Raw genomic sequence first — 17656 nt, 5'->3', positions numbered from 1 at the left:
CCGTGCACGCCACCGCGGTCCCCGGTGGCCGTGGCCGGTGGCCGAAGGTGCGAAGGCATCGTGGGGGTGCTGCAATGAGCTGGTGGGCTGCCGCGCCCCGGTGTCGGCGGCTCACGGCGCGGTCACCCCCACCGCATCGCACGTGAGGAGTGGTGATGAGCGACGACATGAACGAGGACATGACCGAGGACATCGAGACGATGGGGCCTGTCGACTACCTGGTCGTCGAGTTCCCGGGCAGCAGGATGACCGGAGAGGGCCTGCCCCTGCTCGTCGATCTCGTGGATCGCGGCATCATCCGCATCCTCGACCTGGTCTTCGTCCGCAAGGAGGTCGATGGCTCGGTCGTCGCCCTGGAGCTGAAGGACGCCGGCGGCGGTGAGATGGACCTGACCGTCTTCGAGGGCGCGGCCTCGGGCCTGCTCGGCCAGGACGACCTCGACGAGGCCGGTGCCGCCCTGGAGGCGGGCAACTCCGCCGGGATCCTGGTCTACGAGAACGTCTGGGCGGCGCCGTTCGCCCGGGCCCTGCGGCGCAGCGGCGCACAGCTGGTGGCCGGCGGCCGGATTCCGGTCCAGGCGCTGCTGGCCTCGCTCGACGTGATGGAGGCATGAGCCCCGGCCGCGGGCGGCAGGCGCCGGGCAGCGGCCCGGACTCCCGGCCTGCGGCACATGACGACCCGCGGACGGACGCGCGGTGCGGCCGACCGCCCCTTGGCAACCTGGGAGATGACGCTCCATGCCCGGACTTCTTCGTGGTGTCGCCCGCACGGCCGTCGTGGCCGGAACCGCCACCGCGGTCTCCAACCGTGTATCGCGGCGGCAGGCGGGCCGCTGGTCGCAGCAGGAGAACGAACAGCAGCAGGCCGCTGCACCGCCCCCGCCGCCCGCCCCGGCCGCTCCGCCCCCGCCCCCGCCCGCGGGCGACGACATGAGCAGCAAGCTCGACCAGTTGCAGAAGCTGGGCGAGCTGAAGGCCCAAGGACTGCTCACCGAGGAGGAGTTCACGCAGCAGAAGAGCAGACTCCTCGGCTGAGAGGCCGGTCGGTCACGGGGGACGGAAGGGGATGACCCCATGACGGCACCTCGTACGCCACCACCGGCACCGGCCGAGGAACCCGCGGAGGGCGACCGGCTGCGGGACATGCTGCGCACGCCGGGCTACCTGAAGCTGCTCTTCCTCTGCGCCCTGATCGGCATCCCCGTCTCGCTCGCGGCGTTCTGGTTCCTGGTCGCGCTCCACCAGCTGGAGCACGTGATGTGGGCCGTTCTCCCGGAAGCGCTCGGCTGGAACGAACCGCCCTGGTGGTGGCCGCTGCCGCTGCTGCTGGCCGCCGGTGTCCTGGTCGCACTGGTGGTGACCCGCCTGCCCGGCGCGGGCGGCCACGTCCCCGCGTCCGGGCTGCATGCCGCAGGAGCCAGCCCGATCGCCCTGCCGGGCGTCGTCCTGGCGGCGGTGGTCAGCCTGCCGCTCGGTGCGACCCTCGGCCCGGAAGCCCCGCTGATCGCCCTCGGCGGCGGGCTCGCGCTGCTGTTCAGGGACCTGGCCCAGGCGCCCGCGACCCCCCAGAGCACGATCATCCTGAGCGCGGCCGGGGCTGCGGCGGCCATCTCCGCGATCTTCGGCAATCCGCTGGTCGGTGCCGTGCTGCTGATGGAGGTGGCCGGAGTGGGCGGACCGCAGCTCTTCGCGATCATGCTGCCGGCCCTGCTCTCCAGTGGGGTCGGCGAGCTCGTGTTCACCGGCTTCGGCCGCTGGACGGGCCTGTCGACGGGCAGCCTGGCGCTGGACCTGAACGCTCCCTTCCCCCGTCTCGACGCCGCCGACGTGCTGTGGGCCCTGGTCCTGGCGGCCGTCATGGGTGTCTTCATGCACCTGGTGCTGGCCGGCGGTCGGTACGCCTCCGTGTACGTGGCCAAGCGGCCCGTGGCCCACACGGCCGTCTGCGCCCTGGCGGCGGGCGCCTTCGGCGCGCTCTACGCGCTGGTCACCGGCAACTCCCCGGCAGATGTGGCCTCGTCGGGCCAGGCCGCGATGGGCGCCCTGGCCGCCGATCCACAGGCCTGGGGCATCGCAGCGCTGATCGCGGTCCTGCTGTGCAAGGGCGCGGCCTACGCCCTCTGCCTGGGCAGCCTGCGCGGCGGACCGGTCTTCCCGGCACTGTTCCTGGGCGCCGCCGCGGGCTTGCTGTTCGCACCGCTGCCCGGACTGGGCCTCGTACCGGGCCTCGCGGCCGGCATGGCCGCCGCGGCCGCCAGCGCGCTGCGGCTACCGGTCAGCAGCGTGGTGCTCGTCGTCCTGCTGCTCGGCAGCGGAGCGATGATCCCCGTGGTCATCATCGCGGCCGTGGTCGCCTTCGTGGTCACCGAACTGCTGCCGCCCGGGCCCGAGGTCCCCCCTGCGGGCAAGGCGGTCGCAGCGCCCGCGGCCGGGGCGAAGTGAGGAGGGAGCGTGTCATGACGAGTCACGTGGGCGGAGGACGCCCGAACGGCGCGGCGTCGGCCGCGCGCAGGGGCGGCTTCGACGCCCGCAACGGCTGACTGCTCTTCGCCGGGTTCCTGATGGTCTTCGGCGGACTGATGACGGTGTTCTCCGGCATCTCCGCGATCGCCCGGGACGACGTCTTCATCCCCGCCCCCCACTACGCCTACGAGTTCGACCTCACGGGCTGGGGCTGGATCCACCTCGCCCTGGGCATCGTGGTGTTCTTCGCCGGACTCGCCGTGATCAGGGGCGCCCTGTGGGCCCGGATCGTGGGCCTGGCGCTGGCGGGCCTGAGCATGGTGGCGAGCTTCATGTGGCTGCCGTACACGCCGTTCTGGGCCCTGGCGCTCCTGGCGGTCGACGCCTTGATCGTCTGGGCGCTGTGCACGGCTCCCGGTCTCTCGGGGGACTGACCCGGATGCCGGTGGAAGCCGGGCAGCCGACTCCCCTGGTACGCGTCGTCGGCGTGTCCGGTTCGGGAAAGACCGCGGTTGGGAGATCGACCGGCCGCCGCGGGCCGTGGTCCGGCTGGCGCACCCGCCGGGGCAGCGCGGCACCGATCTGTGGCTCGGCGAGGGCACCCGGTACGTGCAGGTCTACACGGGCGACACCCTGGGGCAGCCCGGGCGGCGCCGGCGCGGTGTCGCGGTGGAGGCCATGTCCTGCCCGGCGGACGCCTTCCGTACCGGTAGCGGCCTCACCGTCCTGGAACCGGGGGCCGGGCATGTGCTCCGCTGGGGTCTGCGGCCGTGGGGGACGGCCGACGGGGCAGCGATCCGATGACCGGGCACTGACCGGCCGCCCCGAACCGGCCGCCGCGCGGCCCATGAGCGCGGAGGACTTCCGCCCGCTGTACGAGCGGCTGCGCCGCACGGCCCGGGCCGCCGCGCACGCCGGTGCGCACGCCGGTGCAGGGGCGGCCGGCGCGGGGCGCTGCGCCATCTGACGCCCGCCCGCGTCCACGGGCGACACGGGGAGGACCCCGGTGAGGGGCCGGCGAGCGCGCAGTGCGCCTACCCGCCCGTCGAACACGATCCCCGCATTCAGCAGTACGAGCTTCCTCCCGAGCATCGGCGCGGTCACCCCGTCCCTGACCGCCACCGCCCACGCCCTGCGGGTCGGCGACCACCTCGTGTCCCGGCTGAACCGACCCCCTCCCGGGGCCTTGAGCCCACCTGCGCCGTGCGGAGGAAGATCCTGCGCCGAACGGCCCAACCGGGACCCGCCCGGCGGACCCCCCGTCTCGGCCGGTGATTACGTGGGCGGTCGGCCCGGCCGGCCTCGGCAGGGGCGCGCGGGGCCCGCTCGTCGGGGAGGCGGCACAACGTACGAGCCGCGGCCTCCGCCTTGCGATGCTTCCCCTCGGCCCTGAGGGCCTGGGGAGACCCCAAGCGCCGAACACCGCGACCCGGCAAACCTCTCCGGCCACAGCACTAGCAGCGAAGGCACGCATGCACACCACGGTTCTCCTGCTGGCGGCCGACGCCCCGGCCCAGCTGCTCCCGGCCAGACAGCTCATGGCCTTCACGCTCGCCTCGCACATCATCCTGGTGCCGATGGGCGTGGCACTGCCGTTCATCACCCTGCTGATGCACTACCGGGGGATCCGCCGCAACGACCCCACGGCCCTGCTGCTGGCCCGGCGCTGGTCCGCCGTCATGGCGGTGCAGTTCGCCGTCGGGGTCGTCACCGGCACCGTCCTGTCCTTCGAGTTCGGGCTGCTGTGGCCGGGGCTGATGGGCAGGTGGGGCGACGTGTTCGGCATCGGCTTCGGCGTCGAGGCATGGGCCTTCTTCCTCGAAGCGGTGCTCATCGCCGTCTACCTGTACGGCTGGCGCCGGCTGAAGCCCCGTACGCACTTCCTGCTCGGGCTTCCGCTGCCGGCCGCCGCGCTGATGGGGGCGTTCGGCATCCTGGCCGCCAACTCGTGGATGAACACCCCGCGGGGCTTCTCCCTCGACTCCGCCGGCAACCCGGTCGACGTGAACATCTGGAAGGCCGTCTTCACCCCGATGTTGGGGCCGCAGTACTGGCACTTCGTCGTGGCGATGATGCTGACGGCGGGGTACGTGGTGGCCGGCGTCTACGCCGTCGGCTGGCTGCGGGGGCGCCGGGACCACTACCACCGGCTCGGCTTCACCGTCCCCTTCACCGTCGCCGCCGTGGCCACCCCGATCCAGTTCTTCCTGGGCGACTCCATCACCCGGAAGGTGTTCCAGGAGCAGCCGGTGAAGTTCGCCGCCCTGGAGATCGTCTGGGAGACCGACACCCACGTACCGGAGTACGTCTTCGGCCGCCTGCACCCGGACGGGTCCGTCTCGGGCGGCATCAAGATCCCCCAGCTCGACTCCCTCCTGGCCGGCTTCAGCACGGACACCAAGGTGATCGGGCTGTCCTCCGTCCCGGCGAGCGACCGGCCGAACGCCACCCAGGCGACCATCGCCCACTGGGCCTTCGACCTCATGGCCCTGATCGGGTCGGTGCTGGTGCTGCTCGCCCTCTGGTACGCGCTGGTGTGGTGGCGGCACCGCAGGCTGCCGGCCTCCACGTGGTTCTGGCGCAGCGCGGCCTGCGCGGGCGTGGCCTCCGTCGTGGCCGTCGAGTGCGGCTGGATCGCCACCGAGGTGGGGCGCCAGCCGTGGATCGTCTACCAGAACATGCGGGTCGCCGAGGCGGTCACCGCGACCCGCTCGACGACCTTGTGGATCATGCTCGGGCTGGTGGTCGTGGTGTACGTGTTCGTCTTCGGCGCGTTCCTCGCCGTCCTCCTCACGATGCGCACCCGGTGGCGGCTCGCCGACGCGCAACAGGGAGCGCAGGGTCCGGGCGCGGGGCCGGAGGCGGACACACCGTACGGACCGCCCTCGTCCGTCCCGTCCTCGTCCGGGGAGGGCCGCCCGTGACCGCCGACGTCATCGCCTTCGTGCTGCTGCTCGCCGTGACCGCGTACGCCTGCGCGGGCGGCACCGACTACGGGGCCGGCTTCTGGGACCTGACCGCGGGAGGGGCGGAGCGGGGCAAGCGGCCCCGGTGGCTCATCGACCACGCCATGGCACCGGTGTGGGAGGTCAACAACGTCTGGCTGATCTTCATCTTCGTCATCATGTGGACGGGATTCCCGGTCTTCTTCCAGACGGTGTTCTCCGCGATGTGGCTGCCGCTCGCCCTGGCCGCCGTGGGCATGGTCCTGCGCGGCGCCGGCTTCGCCTTCCGCAAGGCCTCCCGGCGAGTCGCCGGGCGGCGCCTCTTCGGGGCTCTGTTCGCCCTGTCCTCGCTCGTGACGCCCTTCTTCCTCGGCGCGGCCGTCGGCGGGGTCGCCTCCGGCCGGGTCGCGCTCGGTACGGAGGCCTCGGCGGAGGCCTGGTCCAACCCGACCTCCCTGGTGTTCGGGCTGCTGGCCATCGCGACGACGGCCTTCCTCGGGGCCGTGTTCCTCTCCGGTGACGCCCGCCGCTTCGACGTACCCGATCTGGTCGACCACTTCCGGGGGCGGGCACTGGCCGCGCTGGCCGTGGTCGCCGTACTGGCCGTGGTCGCGCTGTTCGTCACGCGCTCGGACGCCCCGCACATCTGGTACGGCCTCACCCACGGAATGGGACTCCTGTTCGTACTCCTGGCCGTGGCTGCCACCTTCGCCACGGCATGGCTGCTGCTGCGCCCGCCGGGCACCTGGGTGCGCGTCACTGCGGTGGGGGTCGTCGCTGCGGCGGTCCTCGCCTGGGGCATGGCCCAGCGGCCCTACCTGATCCCCACCTCGCTGACCGTGGCCGACGCCGCGGGCGCGCCCTCCAGCCTCACGTGGCTGGCGTTCGTCACGCTGGTGGCCCTGGTGATCGTCGCCCCGGCCGTCGTCCTGCTGTACTGGCTGGACACGCACGGCGAACTGGAGTCGCTCACCGACGCCGACCTCCGGCGAGGTGGCGCCGAACCGGGCGAGAGCGCCGATGGGGGCTGACGGCCCTGGCGGCACGCCACGACCGCCTCCTCGTCGTCACCAGGCTGGTCGGTGGCTAGGGCCTGTATCGAGTTGCCCCGCGGCGTCGCGACGCCCGGCACGCACCCTCGGCACGCACCCAACGCCGCTCCTTGCTTCACGGGGCAACTCGATACAGACCCTAGGGCTGCGGCAGTCCGTCGACCGCGCGTACCCGACCCGGCCGCCGCGCCCTGGCCCGCACGACCGGCCCCCAGGGCATCGGCGCCCGCCGCCGCCCCGGCTGACCGGCGGCGCCGGTCAGTGGTTGTTGACCGGCAGGACGTCCGGGGAGAGGGCGGCGGCGTGGGCCGCGGCCGAGGTCATGTGGCGGCGGTGGTGGCGGCGGCAGAGGACCTCGTAGCCGATCTCCTCCGCCGGGCGGTTCACGTCCCCGACCACCACCTGCTCGCCTTCGACGACCATCACACCGCCGACCGTACGGGCGTTGTGCGTGGCGCGGGCGCCGCACCAGCACAGGGCCTCGACCTGGAGCTGCTCTATGCGGTCGGCGAGCTCGATCAGGCGCTGTGAGCCCGGGAAGAGCTTCGTGCGGAAGTCCGTGGTGATACCGAAGGCGAAGACGTCCATGTCGAGGTCGTCGACGATCCGGGCCAGCTGGTCGATCTGCTCCGGGGCGAGGAACTGGGCCTCGTCGACGATGACGTAGTCCGCCCTGCCGCCCTGGGAGAGCTCGCCCACGAGGTAGCCGTAGAGGTCCATCGCGTCGGCGACCTCGACCGCTTCCGTGACCAGGCCCAGACGGGAGGACAGCTTGCCCTCGCCGGCGCGGTCCTGGCGGGTGAAGATCACGCCCTGCAGGCCGCGGGCCGAGCGGTTGTGCGTGATCTGGAGCGCCAGTGTGCTCTTTCCGCAGTCCATCGTTCCGGAGAAGAACACCAGCTCGGGCATGGGAAGTACGGGACCTTTCGGATCGTGGGTGCAGGTGACTGGGCTGGAGTGACCGGGCCGGGACGACCGGGCTGGGGTGACGGTCAGGTGCGGATTTCGAGCAGCGGGACGAGCTGCTCCGCCGCGGTCATGGAGCCGTGCATTCCGGCGAGCGCCGACTCGTTCGGCTCGTTGCGCGAAGCGGTGATCGCGACATCGGCCTGGGCGGCGGCGACCACGTCGCCGATCCGGCCGAGCACGCGCTCGTCGCACTCCCCCGGCGGGCCGAACCAGCCCAGTTCCAGGGCCTCTTCGCGGCCCGCGACCCAGAACCGGTCGCCGAGCACCTCGCGCCACACGGTCAGCACGTCGGCTTCCGCCCCCGGCACCGCGTACACGTGCCGGGCCCGGCCCTCGCCGCCCAGCAGGGCGACGCCGGCGCCGAGCTCCCAGTCCTCGTCGAAGTCGATCCGCGCGTCCTCGTCGAAGGGGATGTCGACCATGCCGTGGTCGGCGGTGACGTACAGCGCGGTGCGCGGCGGCAGCTGCTCGGCGAGCCGCTGGACGAGCCGGTCCACGTACATCAGCTGGCCGCGCCAGGCGTCGGAGTCCACGCCGTGCCGGTGTCCGGCCCCGTCGAGCTCGCTGTAGTAGGTGTAGACGAGCGAGCGGTCGCCGGCCGCGAGGCGTTCGGCGGCCACGTCCATCCGTTCCTCGCCGGTCATCCGGCCGAGGAAGGTGCCGCCGCTCAGGGCGACCTTGGTGAGCGGGGTGGTCTGGAAGGCGGGCGAGGACACCTGGGCGGTCGCCACGCCGGCCTTGTCGGCCTCCTGGAAGACCGTCGGGTACGGCTGCCACGGCTTCGGCGGCGCCCACGGGTGCCAGCGGAGCTGGTTCATCAGCTCACCGGTGGCCGGGTTGCGCACGGCGTAGCCGGGCAGGCCGTGGCGGGCCGGCGGCAGCCCGGTCCCGACGGAGGCCAGCGAGGTGGCGGTGGTCGCCGGGAAGCCCGCGGTGATCGGGCGGCCGGTGCCGCCGCGCGAGCTGCCGAGGAGGGAGGCCAGGTACGGGGCCTCGTCCGGGTGGTCCTTTACCTGCTCCCAGCCCATGCCGTCGACCAGGAAGACGCAGTTGCGGTCGGCCGGGGTCAGCTCGGCGATGGTGGCGGTGTAGCCGGGGACGCCCTGCCCGGCAACGAGCGTCGGCAGCAGATCGGCGAGCGACCCGGCGCCGTACTCCGGGACGGGGGCGCCGGCCAGGTCCAGCAGCTCCGGCTCGGTCCAGTCCTGCGCAGCGGAGTACGCCATCAGCGGGCGGAGGTGGAGGACGTGGCCGCTGTCGCCTCGCTGAGCGCCTGCGCGAATACGAGGGTCTGGCGCACCGCCTCCGGTCCGTCGCCGGCCTCGCTGACCCGCAGGCTGAGGTCGTCGGCGGTGGAGTTGCCCGTGTAGCCGTGGTCGGAGTCGCAGTTGGGGTCGCCGCAGGCGGCCGGCTCCAGGTCGATCCGCGAGACCGCGCCCCAGCCGATGGTCAGGACGACCTCGCGGGGCAGGGTGCCAGGGGTGTAGGACTCCGGGTTGGCGACGACACGGCTCAGCACCACGGAGGAGATGCTGGAGAGCTTGACCGACTCGGTGGAGGTCGTCGCGTACGGGGACGGGGACCCGGCGTCGGCCGCCTGCTCGTCGGTGTGGCTGACGATGAAGCGGTTGCCGGTCAGCACCAGCACGGTGACGTGTCGGCGCACTTCGTTGGAGTCGAAGGTCGTCTCCTGGTGGACCAGGTACGACGAGATCGGCTCGCCGCCCACCGCGGCCTCCACGGCCTCGGCCACGAGGGCCGGGTAGTAGCCGCTGCGCTCGATCGCCGTGCGCAGCCCCTGGGTCGTCGTACCGGATTTCGCCATGGGGTCCATGGTAAGGCCCCTCGGGTGCCCTCCTACCGCGCCGTACCCGCTCAGTAACTGGGGAGGGTCCGCGGGCCGAGGTCGCCGCGGGCGGGCGGGTGGGCGACGCGGACGGTCGCACTGAGGGCGCAGACGCCCTCGATGGCGACGACGACCGGCTCCAGGGTGACCCCGATCACCTCGGGGTGGTCGTCCACGAGCCGGGACAGCCGCAGGAGCGCCTCCTCCAGGGCGGGGGTGTCGACGGGGTCGCTGCCGCGCCAGCCGAAGAGGAGGGGTGCCGCCCGGATGGACCGGATCAGTGCGGCCACGTCCCGGTCGGTGGCCGGGACCAGCCGGTGGGCGGTGTCGCCGAGCAGTTCGGAGGCCACCCCGGCGAGCCCGAAGGAGAGGACGGCGCCGGCGGCCGGGTCGATGACGGACCGCACGACGGTGTCCACGCCCCGCGGAACCATGGGCTGCACCACGGGCTGGAGTTCGGCCGGCTTGCCCAGCGCGTCGGTGAGCTCCTCGTACGAGCGCCTCAGCTCGGCCTCGTTCGTGAGGTCGAGCCGTACGCCGCCCAGGTCCGCTCGGTGGCGCAGGTGCGGGGCGGTGGTCTTGAGGGCGACCGGGTAGCCGAGGACCTCGGCGGCCCGGACGGCGGCGTCGGGGCTGGGCGCGGGCAGCGTGGGCAGGACGCGGATCCCGTAGCGCGCGAGGAGCTCGCGGGCGTCCCAGTCGCTGAGCGTCAGCACGGCGCCGTCGTCGACGTGCGCGAGCAGCCCGGCGAGCTGGGCCGCGGCGCCGGCCTCGTCGATGTCCTCGTACTCGGGGACGTGCCCGGCGTCGGCGAGGGCGCGGCGCCACTGGCCGTAGCGCACGGCCTCCGCGACGGCCTTGACGGCGCGCTCGGCGGCCGGGTAGCCGGGGATCCGGCCAGGGGCGGGGGCGGGGGTGGAGGTGCCGGCGCCGCCGGCCGCGAGGGCGGCCGGGGTGCGGGCGGCGTCGGCGGCGGGGCGGTCGGGGGGCTGGTCGGCTGGCCCGCGGGTCGCGGACAGGGCCTGCACCAGCTCGGCCAGTTCCACGTGCACGACCGCCACGGGCTTGCCGGGGGTCTCGGCGACGGCCTCGCGCAGTGCGTCGGCGAGGTCGTCGGCGAGGGCGTGCTCGCTGACCCACGGGATGGCGGTGACGATCACCGCGTCGCAGTCGTCGGAGGCGAGGGCCGCGGCCAGGGCGGTGCGGAAGTCCTCCGGGGACGCCGCGGTCGTCAGGTCCAGGGGCGGCAGCGGCCGCAGGCCCTGGGTCAGGCAGGCGTCGTAGGTGAGGACCCCGAGGGATTCGGAGTTGCCGAGGATCGCGATCCGGGGTCCGGCGGGCAGCGGCTGCGAGGCCAGCAGCAGGCCGACGTCCACCAGCTCGGTGACCGTGTCGACCCGGATGACGCCGGCCTGCCGCAGGAGGGCGGAGACGGTGTCCTCCGACAGCCGGGTGCCGGGGACGACGTGCCCGGCGGGGGTGTGGCGGCCGCCCTTGGCGACGACCACCGGCTTGACGGCCGCCGTCCGGCGGGCGAGGCGGGTGAACTTCCGCGGGTTGCCGAGGGTTTCGAGGTACATCAGGGCGACGTCGGTCGCCTCGTCCTCGTACCAGTACTGGAGGATGTCGTTGCCGGACACGTCGGCACGGTTGCCCGCCGAGACGAAGGACGACAGGCCCTCGCCGCGCCGCAGCAGCGCCGAGAGCAGGGCGATCCCGATCGCTCCGGACTGCGTGAACAGGCCGGTCCGGCCGCGCACGGGCATCGGGGCGGGGGTCAGCGAGGCGTTGAGCTCCACCTCCGGGGCGGTGTTGATCACCCCGTAGGCGTTGGGTCCGATGAGGCGCATCCCGTAGGAGCGCACCTGCCGCAGCAGCTCGCGCTGGCGGGCGAGTCCGGCCGGGCCGCTGTCCCCGTATCCGGCGGAGAGGACGACGAGCCCCTGCACGCCGTGCTCGCCGCAGGCGGCCACCGCGTCGGGGACCCGGTCGGCCGGGACCGCGATCACCGCGAGGTCGACGGGGGCGCCGATGGCCTCGACGGTGCGGTAGGCCCGCACCCCGTCGAGGAGGTCGCGGGTGGCGGCCTCGTTGACGGCGTAGAGGTGGCCGTGGAAGCCGCTGTCGCGCAGGTTGCGCAGGGCGGCCGCGCCCACGCCGGCGCCGGAGCGGCTGACCCCGACGACGGCCACCGAGCCGGGGGCCAGCAGGCGCTGCACGGAGCGGGCTTCGGCGCGCTGTTCCCGGGCGCGCTGCACGGCGAGGGACTCGGCGGTGGGTTCGAGGTCGAGGGTGAGGTGGACGGAGCCGTCCTCGAAGCTGCGCTTCTGCTGGTAGCCGGCGTCCGTGAACACCTTGATCATCTTGGTGTTGGCGGGCAGCACCTCGGCGGCGAACCGGCGGATGCCGCGCTCCCGGGCCACCGCGCCGATGTGTTCGAGGAGCGCGGAGGCGACGCCACGGCCCTGGTGGGCGTCCTGGACGAGGAAGGCGACCTCGGCCTCGTCGGCGGGGGCGGAGGCGGGGCGGCCGTCCGGGCCGATGCGGTCGTAGCGGACGGTGCCGATGAACTCCTCGCCGACGGTCGCGGCGAGGCCCACCCGGTCCACGTAGTCGTGGTGCGTGAAGCGGTGCACGTCGCGGTCGGAGAGGCGGGGGTAGGGCGCGAAGAAGCGGTAGTACTTCGACTCGTCCGAGACCTGCTCGTAGAAGCTGACGAGCCGGCCGGCGTCCTCGGTGGTGATGGGCCTGATCCGGGCGGTGCCGCCGTCGCGGAGGACGACGTCGGCTTCCCAGTGGGCCGGGTAGGACGGGTCCGACTCTATGGTCATGCGCATACCTTACGGCCGGACCGGGCCGGACCGGGCGGGACGGCGTTCGCGCGGCGTAGTAGGCAAGCCGGGACGAACCGGTGCAAGCTGGGGAAGCTCGTTCGTCGGCGGAATCAGGGGATCCAGACCGAGGGCCGGTCCGAGCATTCGGGGCGCCGTGAGAGACTGGTCTAGACAACCGTAAGAACCTGAAGGGCATCACCATGGCAGAGCGCCGCGTCAACGTCGGTTGGGCCGAGGGCCTGCACGCTCGTCCCGCCTCGATCTTCGTCCGTGCGACGACCGCTTCCGGCGTCCCGGTGACCATCGCGAAGTCCGGCGGCGACCCCGTCAACGCCGCCTCCATGCTGGCGGTGCTGGGCCTGGGCGCCCAAGGCGGCGAGGAGATCGTCCTCGCCTCCGAGGCCGAGGGTGCGGAGGCCGCCCTGGACCGCCTCGCGAAGCTGGTCGCCGAGGGCCTCGAAGAGCTCCCCGAGACGGTCTGACCCTTCGGGTTCTCCCACCGACACCTGCGCCGAAGCCGGGTCCCCCTCGCGAGGGGGACCCGGCTTCGGCGTTCGCACGGAATTCAGAGAAACGAATGCGACTCGGCCTGCCGAGCGGCGCGCACCGCCACTTTACGGCCGCTCCGCAGGAATTCGACACGGCGAATTACCCCGCCACCACCGGCGGCCGCTAATTCCCGCCATTCCACCCTTTGTATACGGCTCCTGTTAATGCCGGCCGCCCGACATGTTTACGGCAGGTTGCGAAGTGCTCACCGGATGCCGCCTCAGCCGGTGCGCGGCAGTCGCGCGATCGGCGTGGATCGCGGCCAGGGTGCGCGCCCGCTCGGCGTCGCCGCGCGCCACCGCGTCGACGATCGCGCCGTGCTCCGCCCAGGACTCCGCGGGCCGGGCGGGCGCCTCCACCACGAACATCCACGCCACCTTGTGCCGCATCTGCGTGAGCAGCGCGATCAGTCCGGGGCTTGCGGAGGCCTGTGCGAGCGTCTCGTGGAACCAGCCCCCGAGCGCCCTCAGGTCCTCGCCCTGGCCCCGCCTGGCCCGCTCCTGACCCAGCCTGACCAGCCCCCGCAGCACCTTGAGGTGGGCGTCGGTGCGGCGCCGGGCGGCCCTGGACGCCGCCAGCGGCTCCAGCAGCATCCGCAACTCCAGGAGGTCCGCGGCCTCCTGCGCGGTGGGCTCGGCCACACAGGCGCCGGCGTGGCGGCGCGTGGTCACGAAGCCCTCGGACTCCAGGGTCCGCAACGCCTCGCGCACCGGTACCCGCGAGACCCCGTACCGCCGGGCCAGCACCTCCTCGGTCAGCCGACCGCCTGGTTCGAACACCCCGGAGACGATGTCGTCGCGAATTGCCGTGCATACCGCGTGCGCAGGAATACGCAAGACCGAACCTCCGCCTATTTCCGACCGCCAGCCCCCGTGCGCACCCACGCGCACACAACGACTCTATTGCAGCACAGCAAGATTTCGAGAGCGGACGGAAATCCGAAACATTGCGCCGGAACGCAAAAACACGAAGACCCCGGCTCGGGAGGCGGGGCCTTCGTGAAGCTGTGCGCGGTACTCGGTGGGCCGCGGAACGGGTCAGAGGCTGACGCCGTGCGAGCGCAGGTACGCGATCGGGTCGATGTCCGAGCCGTACTGCGAGCCGGTGCGGGCCTCGAAGTGCAGGTGCGGGCCGCTGGAGTTGCCGGTGGAGCCCGACAGGCCGATCTGCTGGCCCGGGGTGACCTGCTGGCCGACGGAGACGCTCAGCGAGGACAGGTGGCCGTACTGCGTGAACGTGCCGTCGTTGTGCTTGATGACGACGTTGTTGCCGTACGCGCCGCCCCAGCCGGCCTCGACGACGGTGCCGAGGCCCACCGCGTGGACCGAGGTGCCGGAGGCGGCGTGGAAGTCGATGCCGGTGTGGCTGCCGGAGGACCACATGCCGCCGCCGGCCTTGTACTGCGTGCTGACGTAGGAGCCGTTCAGCGGGGAGACGAAGGTGTTGAGGCGCTTGCGCTCCTCTTCGCGGGCGGCGCGCTCGGCGGCCTCGCGCTCGGCCTTCGCCTTGGCCTCGGCGAGGCGCTTGGCCTCGGCGGCCTTCTGCTTGGCGTCGGCCTCGGCCTGGGCCTTGGCGGCGGCGTGCTCGGCGGCGCGCTGCTGGGCCTCTGCCTGGTCCTGGATGTCGCCCGCGAGGTCCTCGGCGACGACGACGGCACCCAGCCCGTTCTCCGGGGCGGAGCTGCTGTGGTTGTCCGCGGCGAAGGCCGGGGCGGCGAGGGAGCCGACCACACCCGTGGTGGCGATCGCGGCGATACCGGCGTAGCCGGCGGTCTTCTTGCTCAGGCGGCTGGAACCACGGTGCTTGCCGGTACCAGCGGGACGACTGCCAAACGCCATGAAGGGTTTGATCCTTTCCTTCCTTCTCGCCTACCGGGTTAGCTGACGGGTTCGGAGCAGGAAGGTCTCCTACGGGCCTCCTCTTGCGAGGGGGTCCGATTCACCCCAGGGACTGATGTGGGTCCCCGGCTCCCCAGGCTCGCGCCTGACGGGGACTCGGCGATCGCTGTCCGGTGCCGCGGGTGCGGCGGGCACAACTGACGAACAGCACGGATGACGCTAGGCGGATCATCAGTCAATCGCCAAACAGACGCGCCCTTTTGTTGCGTACGCCACACCGCATACAAGCAACCTCGCCATCAACCGGACAAAAGGGGCTCCGGCGGAAAATCGCCGGAGCCCCTTGAAAGGTGCGTCAGTTGCCCGTCATCCGGGCGCCCGCGACGTCAGTTGGCGACCACCGTGACGTCACCGATCCCGAGGGCCCGCACGGGCTCCTCGATCACCGCCGCGTCGCCCACCAGGATCGTGACCAGCCGGTCCGCCGGGAACGCCTTCACGACGGCCGTGGTGGCCTCCACCGTGCCGGTTTCGGCCAACTGCGCGTACAGCTGCGCCTGGTAGTCGTCCGGCAGCTCCTGCTCGACCTGGTCGGCCAGGGTCCCGGCGACCGAGGCCGCCGTCTCGAACTTCAGCGGGGCCACGCCCACCAGGTTCTGCACGGCCACATCGCGCTCGGCGTCGGTCAGACCGCCCTCCGCGAGGGTGCGCAGCACCTTCCAGAGGTCCTCCAGCGCCGGTCCGGTGTTGGGGGTGTCCACCGAGCCGCTGATCGCGAGCATGCAGGCGCCCTTGCCGTCGGCGGTGGAGCGCAGCACCTGGCCGAAGGCCCGCACGCCGTAGGTGTACCCCTTCTCCTCGCGCAGCACCTTGTCCAGGCGGGAGGTGAGGGTGCCGCCCAGGCAGTACGTGCCCAGCACCTGGGCCGCCCAGACGCGGTCGTGCCGGTCCGCCCCGATGCGTCCGATCAGCAGCTGCGTCTGGACCGCCCCCGGCCGGTCGACGATGACCACGCGGCCGGTGTCGTCGGCGGTCACGGGCGGCACGGGGCGCGCCTCGGCGGTGTCGCCGGTCCAGGCGCCCAGGGTGTCCGCCAGCACGGCGTCCAGGTCGATGCCGGTCAGGTCGCCGACGACCACCGCGGTGGCGGTGGCGGGGCGTACGTGGGCCTCGTAGAAGGCACGTACGGCGGCGGAGTCGATGCGGGCGACCGTCTCCTCGGTGCCCTGGCGCGGCCGGGACATCCGCAGGGACGCCGGGAAGAGCTCCTTGGAGAGCTGCTTGGCGGCGCGGCGCTGGGGGTTGGCCAGCTCGTGCGGGATCTCGTCGAGCCGGTTGCGCACCAGCCGGTCGACCTCGGCGTCGGCGAAGGCGGGCGCGCGCAGCGCCTCGGCGAGCAGGCTCAGCGCCTTGGCCAGCCGGGAGGCGGGCACCTCCAGGGAGACCCGCAGGCCCGGGTGGTCGGCGTGCGCGTCGAGGGTGGCTCCGCAGCGCTCCAGCTCGGCCGCGAACTCCTCGGCGGAGTGCTTGTCGGTGCCCTCCGACAGGGCGCGCGCCATGATGGTCGCCACGCCGTCCAGGCCCTCGGGCTCGGCGTCCAGGGGCGCGGTGAGGTTCACCTCGACCGCGACGACCTGCTGGCCCGGCCGGTGGCAGCGCAGCAGGGTCAGCCCGTTGAGCAGCGTCGAGCGCTCGGGGGCCGGGAAGGCCCACGGCTGCGGCTCGCCGGCCTGCGGGCGCGGGTGGAAGGTCATCGTGACGGCTGCGGTGTCGCTCACTGCTCCGCCCCCTCGTTCTCGTCGCTGTCGGCGTTCTCTTCGCCCTCTCCGCCCACGGCCGCGTCCGCCGCGAGGGGCTCGTAGACGAGCACCACGCGGTTGTCGGGACGCAGTCGGGCCGCGGCCACGGCCTGCACCTCCTCGGCGGTGATGTCGAGGACGCGCTGGACGGCGGTGAGGGCCAGCTGCGGGTCGCCGAACAGCACCGCGTAGCGGCAGAGTTCGTCGGCGCGGCCGGCCACCGTGCTCAGCCGGTCCAGCCATTCGCGCTCCAGTTGCGCCTGGGCGCGCTCCATCTCCTCGGCGGTCGGGCCCTCCGCGGCGAACCGCGCGAGCTCCTCGTCGACGGCCGCCTCGATGGCGGGGATCTCGACCCCGCTGGAGGTCTTGACGTCCAGCCAGCCCAGCGACGGCGCCCCGGCCAGGCGCAGCACGCCGAATCCCGCGGCGACGGCCGTCTGGTCGCGGCGTACCAGGCGGTTGTGGAGCAGCGAGGACTCCCCGCCGCCCAGGATGGTCAGCGCCACGTCGGCGGCGTCGCACTCGCGGGTGCCGTCGTGCGGCAGGCGGTAGGCGGCCATCAGCGCGCGCGCCGGGACGTCCTCGACGATCTCCTCGCGCAGCTGCTCCCCGATGGTGTCGGGCAGCGAGCCGTCGCGGGGCGGCTGCTTGCCGTCGTGGGAGGGGATGGTGCCGAAGTACTTCTCGATCCAGGCGAGCGTCTGCTCGGGGTCGATGTCGCCGACGACCGACAGCACCGCGTTGTTGGGCGCGTAGTACGTACGGAAGAAGGTGCGCGCGTCCTCCAGGGACGCGGCGTCCAGGTCGGCCATGGAGCCGATCGGGGTGTGGTGGTAGGGGTGGCCCTCGGGGTACGCCAGGGCGGTCAGCCGCTCGAAGGCGGTGCCGTACGGCACGTTGTCGTAGCGCTGGCGGCGCTCGTTCTTGACGACGTCGCGCTGGTTCTCCATGGACTCCTCGTCCAGGGCGGCCAGCAGCGAGCCCATCCGGTCCGCCTCCAGCCAGAGCGCGAGCTCCAGCTGGTGGGTCGGCATCGTCTCGAAGTAGTTGGTGCGCTCGAAGCTGGTGGTGCCGTTGAGGGAGCCGCCGGCACCCTGGACCAGCTCGAAGTGTCCGTTGCCCGGTACGCTCGCCGAACCCTGGAACATCAGGTGCTCGAAGAGGTGAGCCAGGCCGGTACGCCCCTTGACTTCGTGGCGCGAGCCGACGTCGTACCAGAGGCAGACCGCGGCGACCGGGGTCAGGTGGTCCTCGGACAACACCACGCGCAGGCCGTTGGCCAGCCGGTGCTCGGTCGCTGTCAGGCCGCCGGAGCCGGCCTGGGCTGTGGCCGTGTGACCCATGGGCATGTGGTCCCTTCG

16 protein-coding genes and 1 riboswitch are annotated in these 17656 nt (G+C 72.9%); of the genes, 8 read left to right on the top strand and 8 right to left on the bottom strand.

Going from position 1 to position 17656, the window contains the following annotated elements; translation table 11 throughout:
- The first annotated feature begins 200 nt into the window (after window positions 1–200).
- The 7 genes from ACFWFZ_RS21080 (at window position 201) to ACFWFZ_RS21050 (ending at window position 6439) form a co-directional block, all read left to right on the top strand.
- A complete protein-coding gene (locus tag ACFWFZ_RS21080; protein ID WP_387124448.1) occupies window positions 201–614 on the top strand; it encodes a DUF6325 family protein in 414 nt (137 codons plus the stop codon).
- 124 nt (window positions 615–738) lie between these two features.
- Window positions 739–1035 carry an SHOCT domain-containing protein gene (locus tag ACFWFZ_RS21075; RefSeq protein ID WP_387124319.1) on the top strand — a complete coding sequence of 99 codons (297 nt, stop codon included), beginning with the start codon at window positions 739–741 and terminating at the stop codon, window positions 1033–1035.
- A gap of 39 nt (window positions 1036–1074) precedes the next feature.
- Window positions 1075–2442 (top strand): chloride channel protein, encoded by a 1368-nt coding sequence (locus ACFWFZ_RS21070; RefSeq protein ID WP_387124318.1) that lies wholly within the window; start codon window positions 1075–1077, stop codon window positions 2440–2442.
- Window positions 2443–2579: 137 nt separating this feature from the next.
- On the top strand, window positions 2580–2897 hold the full coding sequence (locus tag ACFWFZ_RS21065) for a hypothetical protein (protein WP_387124317.1): 318 nt from the start codon (window positions 2580–2582) through the stop codon (window positions 2895–2897).
- A gap of 106 nt (window positions 2898–3003) precedes the next feature.
- On the top strand, window positions 3004–3267 hold the full coding sequence (locus tag ACFWFZ_RS21060) for a hypothetical protein (RefSeq protein WP_387124316.1): 264 nt from the start codon (window positions 3004–3006) through the stop codon (window positions 3265–3267).
- A gap of 668 nt (window positions 3268–3935) precedes the next feature.
- On the top strand, window positions 3936–5387 hold the full coding sequence (locus tag ACFWFZ_RS21055) for a cytochrome ubiquinol oxidase subunit I (protein WP_387124315.1): 1452 nt from the start codon (window positions 3936–3938) through the stop codon (window positions 5385–5387).
- On the top strand, window positions 5384–6439 hold the full coding sequence (locus ACFWFZ_RS21050; RefSeq protein WP_387124314.1) for a cytochrome d ubiquinol oxidase subunit II: 1056 nt from the start codon (window positions 5384–5386) through the stop codon (window positions 6437–6439). Before ACFWFZ_RS21055 ends, ACFWFZ_RS21050 begins: the two co-directional genes overlap by 4 nt.
- 279 nt (window positions 6440–6718) lie before the next feature.
- Here ACFWFZ_RS21050 and ACFWFZ_RS21045 read toward each other — a convergent pair whose 3' ends face one another.
- From ACFWFZ_RS21045 to ACFWFZ_RS21030, 4 genes are all read right to left on the bottom strand, one after another.
- Window positions 6719–7369 (bottom strand): thymidine kinase, encoded by a 651-nt coding sequence (locus tag ACFWFZ_RS21045; protein ID WP_387124313.1) that lies wholly within the window; start codon window positions 7367–7369, stop codon window positions 6719–6721.
- A gap of 83 nt (window positions 7370–7452) precedes the next feature.
- On the bottom strand, window positions 7453–8655 hold the full coding sequence (locus tag ACFWFZ_RS21040; RefSeq protein WP_387124312.1) for an alkaline phosphatase family protein: 1203 nt from the start codon (window positions 8653–8655) through the stop codon (window positions 7453–7455).
- On the bottom strand, window positions 8655–9263 hold the full coding sequence (locus ACFWFZ_RS21035; RefSeq protein WP_387124311.1) for a DUF5998 family protein: 609 nt from the start codon (window positions 9261–9263) through the stop codon (window positions 8655–8657). The genes ACFWFZ_RS21040 and ACFWFZ_RS21035 overlap by 1 nt, the downstream gene beginning before the upstream one ends.
- Window positions 9264–9304: 41 nt before the next feature.
- Entirely contained in the window at window positions 9305–12112 is a 2808-nt protein-coding gene (locus ACFWFZ_RS21030) for a GNAT family N-acetyltransferase (RefSeq protein ID WP_387124310.1), read from the bottom strand.
- Window positions 12113–12309: 197 nt separating this feature from the next.
- Here ACFWFZ_RS21030 and ACFWFZ_RS21025 point away from each other — a divergent pair, with 197 nt between their 5' ends.
- Window positions 12310–12591, top strand: coding sequence for an HPr family phosphocarrier protein (locus ACFWFZ_RS21025; protein WP_030026990.1), 282 nt, complete (start codon window positions 12310–12312; stop codon window positions 12589–12591).
- A 228-nt stretch (window positions 12592–12819) separates the two neighbouring features.
- On the opposite strand, the gene ACFWFZ_RS21020 is transcribed toward ACFWFZ_RS21025, so the two are convergent.
- From ACFWFZ_RS21020 to ACFWFZ_RS21005, 4 genes are all read right to left on the bottom strand, one after another.
- Window positions 12820–13494 carry a GntR family transcriptional regulator gene (locus ACFWFZ_RS21020; RefSeq protein ID WP_387124309.1) on the bottom strand — a complete coding sequence of 225 codons (675 nt, stop codon included), beginning with the start codon at window positions 13492–13494 and terminating at the stop codon, window positions 12820–12822.
- A gap of 201 nt (window positions 13495–13695) precedes the next feature.
- Entirely contained in the window at window positions 13696–14496 is an 801-nt protein-coding gene (locus tag ACFWFZ_RS21015; protein WP_387124308.1) for a M23 family metallopeptidase, read from the bottom strand.
- A 12-nt stretch (window positions 14497–14508) separates the two neighbouring features.
- A riboswitch (cyclic di-AMP (ydaO/yuaA leader) is annotated at window positions 14509–14668 on the bottom strand.
- Window positions 14669–14882: 214 nt separating this feature from the next.
- Complete coding sequence (locus ACFWFZ_RS21010) at window positions 14883–16250, bottom strand: M16 family metallopeptidase (protein ID WP_387124447.1); 1368 nt, start codon at window positions 16248–16250, stop codon at window positions 14883–14885.
- A 20-nt stretch (window positions 16251–16270) separates the two neighbouring features.
- The gene (locus ACFWFZ_RS21005; protein ID WP_387124307.1) at window positions 16271–17638 is read right to left on the bottom strand and encodes a M16 family metallopeptidase; all 1368 of its coding nucleotides are present in this window, start codon (window positions 17636–17638) and stop codon (window positions 16271–16273) included.
- Window positions 17639–17656: the final 18 nt, after the last annotated feature.

It is taken from the genome of Streptomyces sp. NPDC060232, assembly GCF_042726555.1.
Taxonomy (GTDB): Bacteria; Actinomycetota; Actinomycetes; order Streptomycetales; family Streptomycetaceae; genus Streptomyces.
Note: the sequence above shows the minus strand (reverse complement) of the source record. Positions and strands in the feature narration are given on the sequence as shown.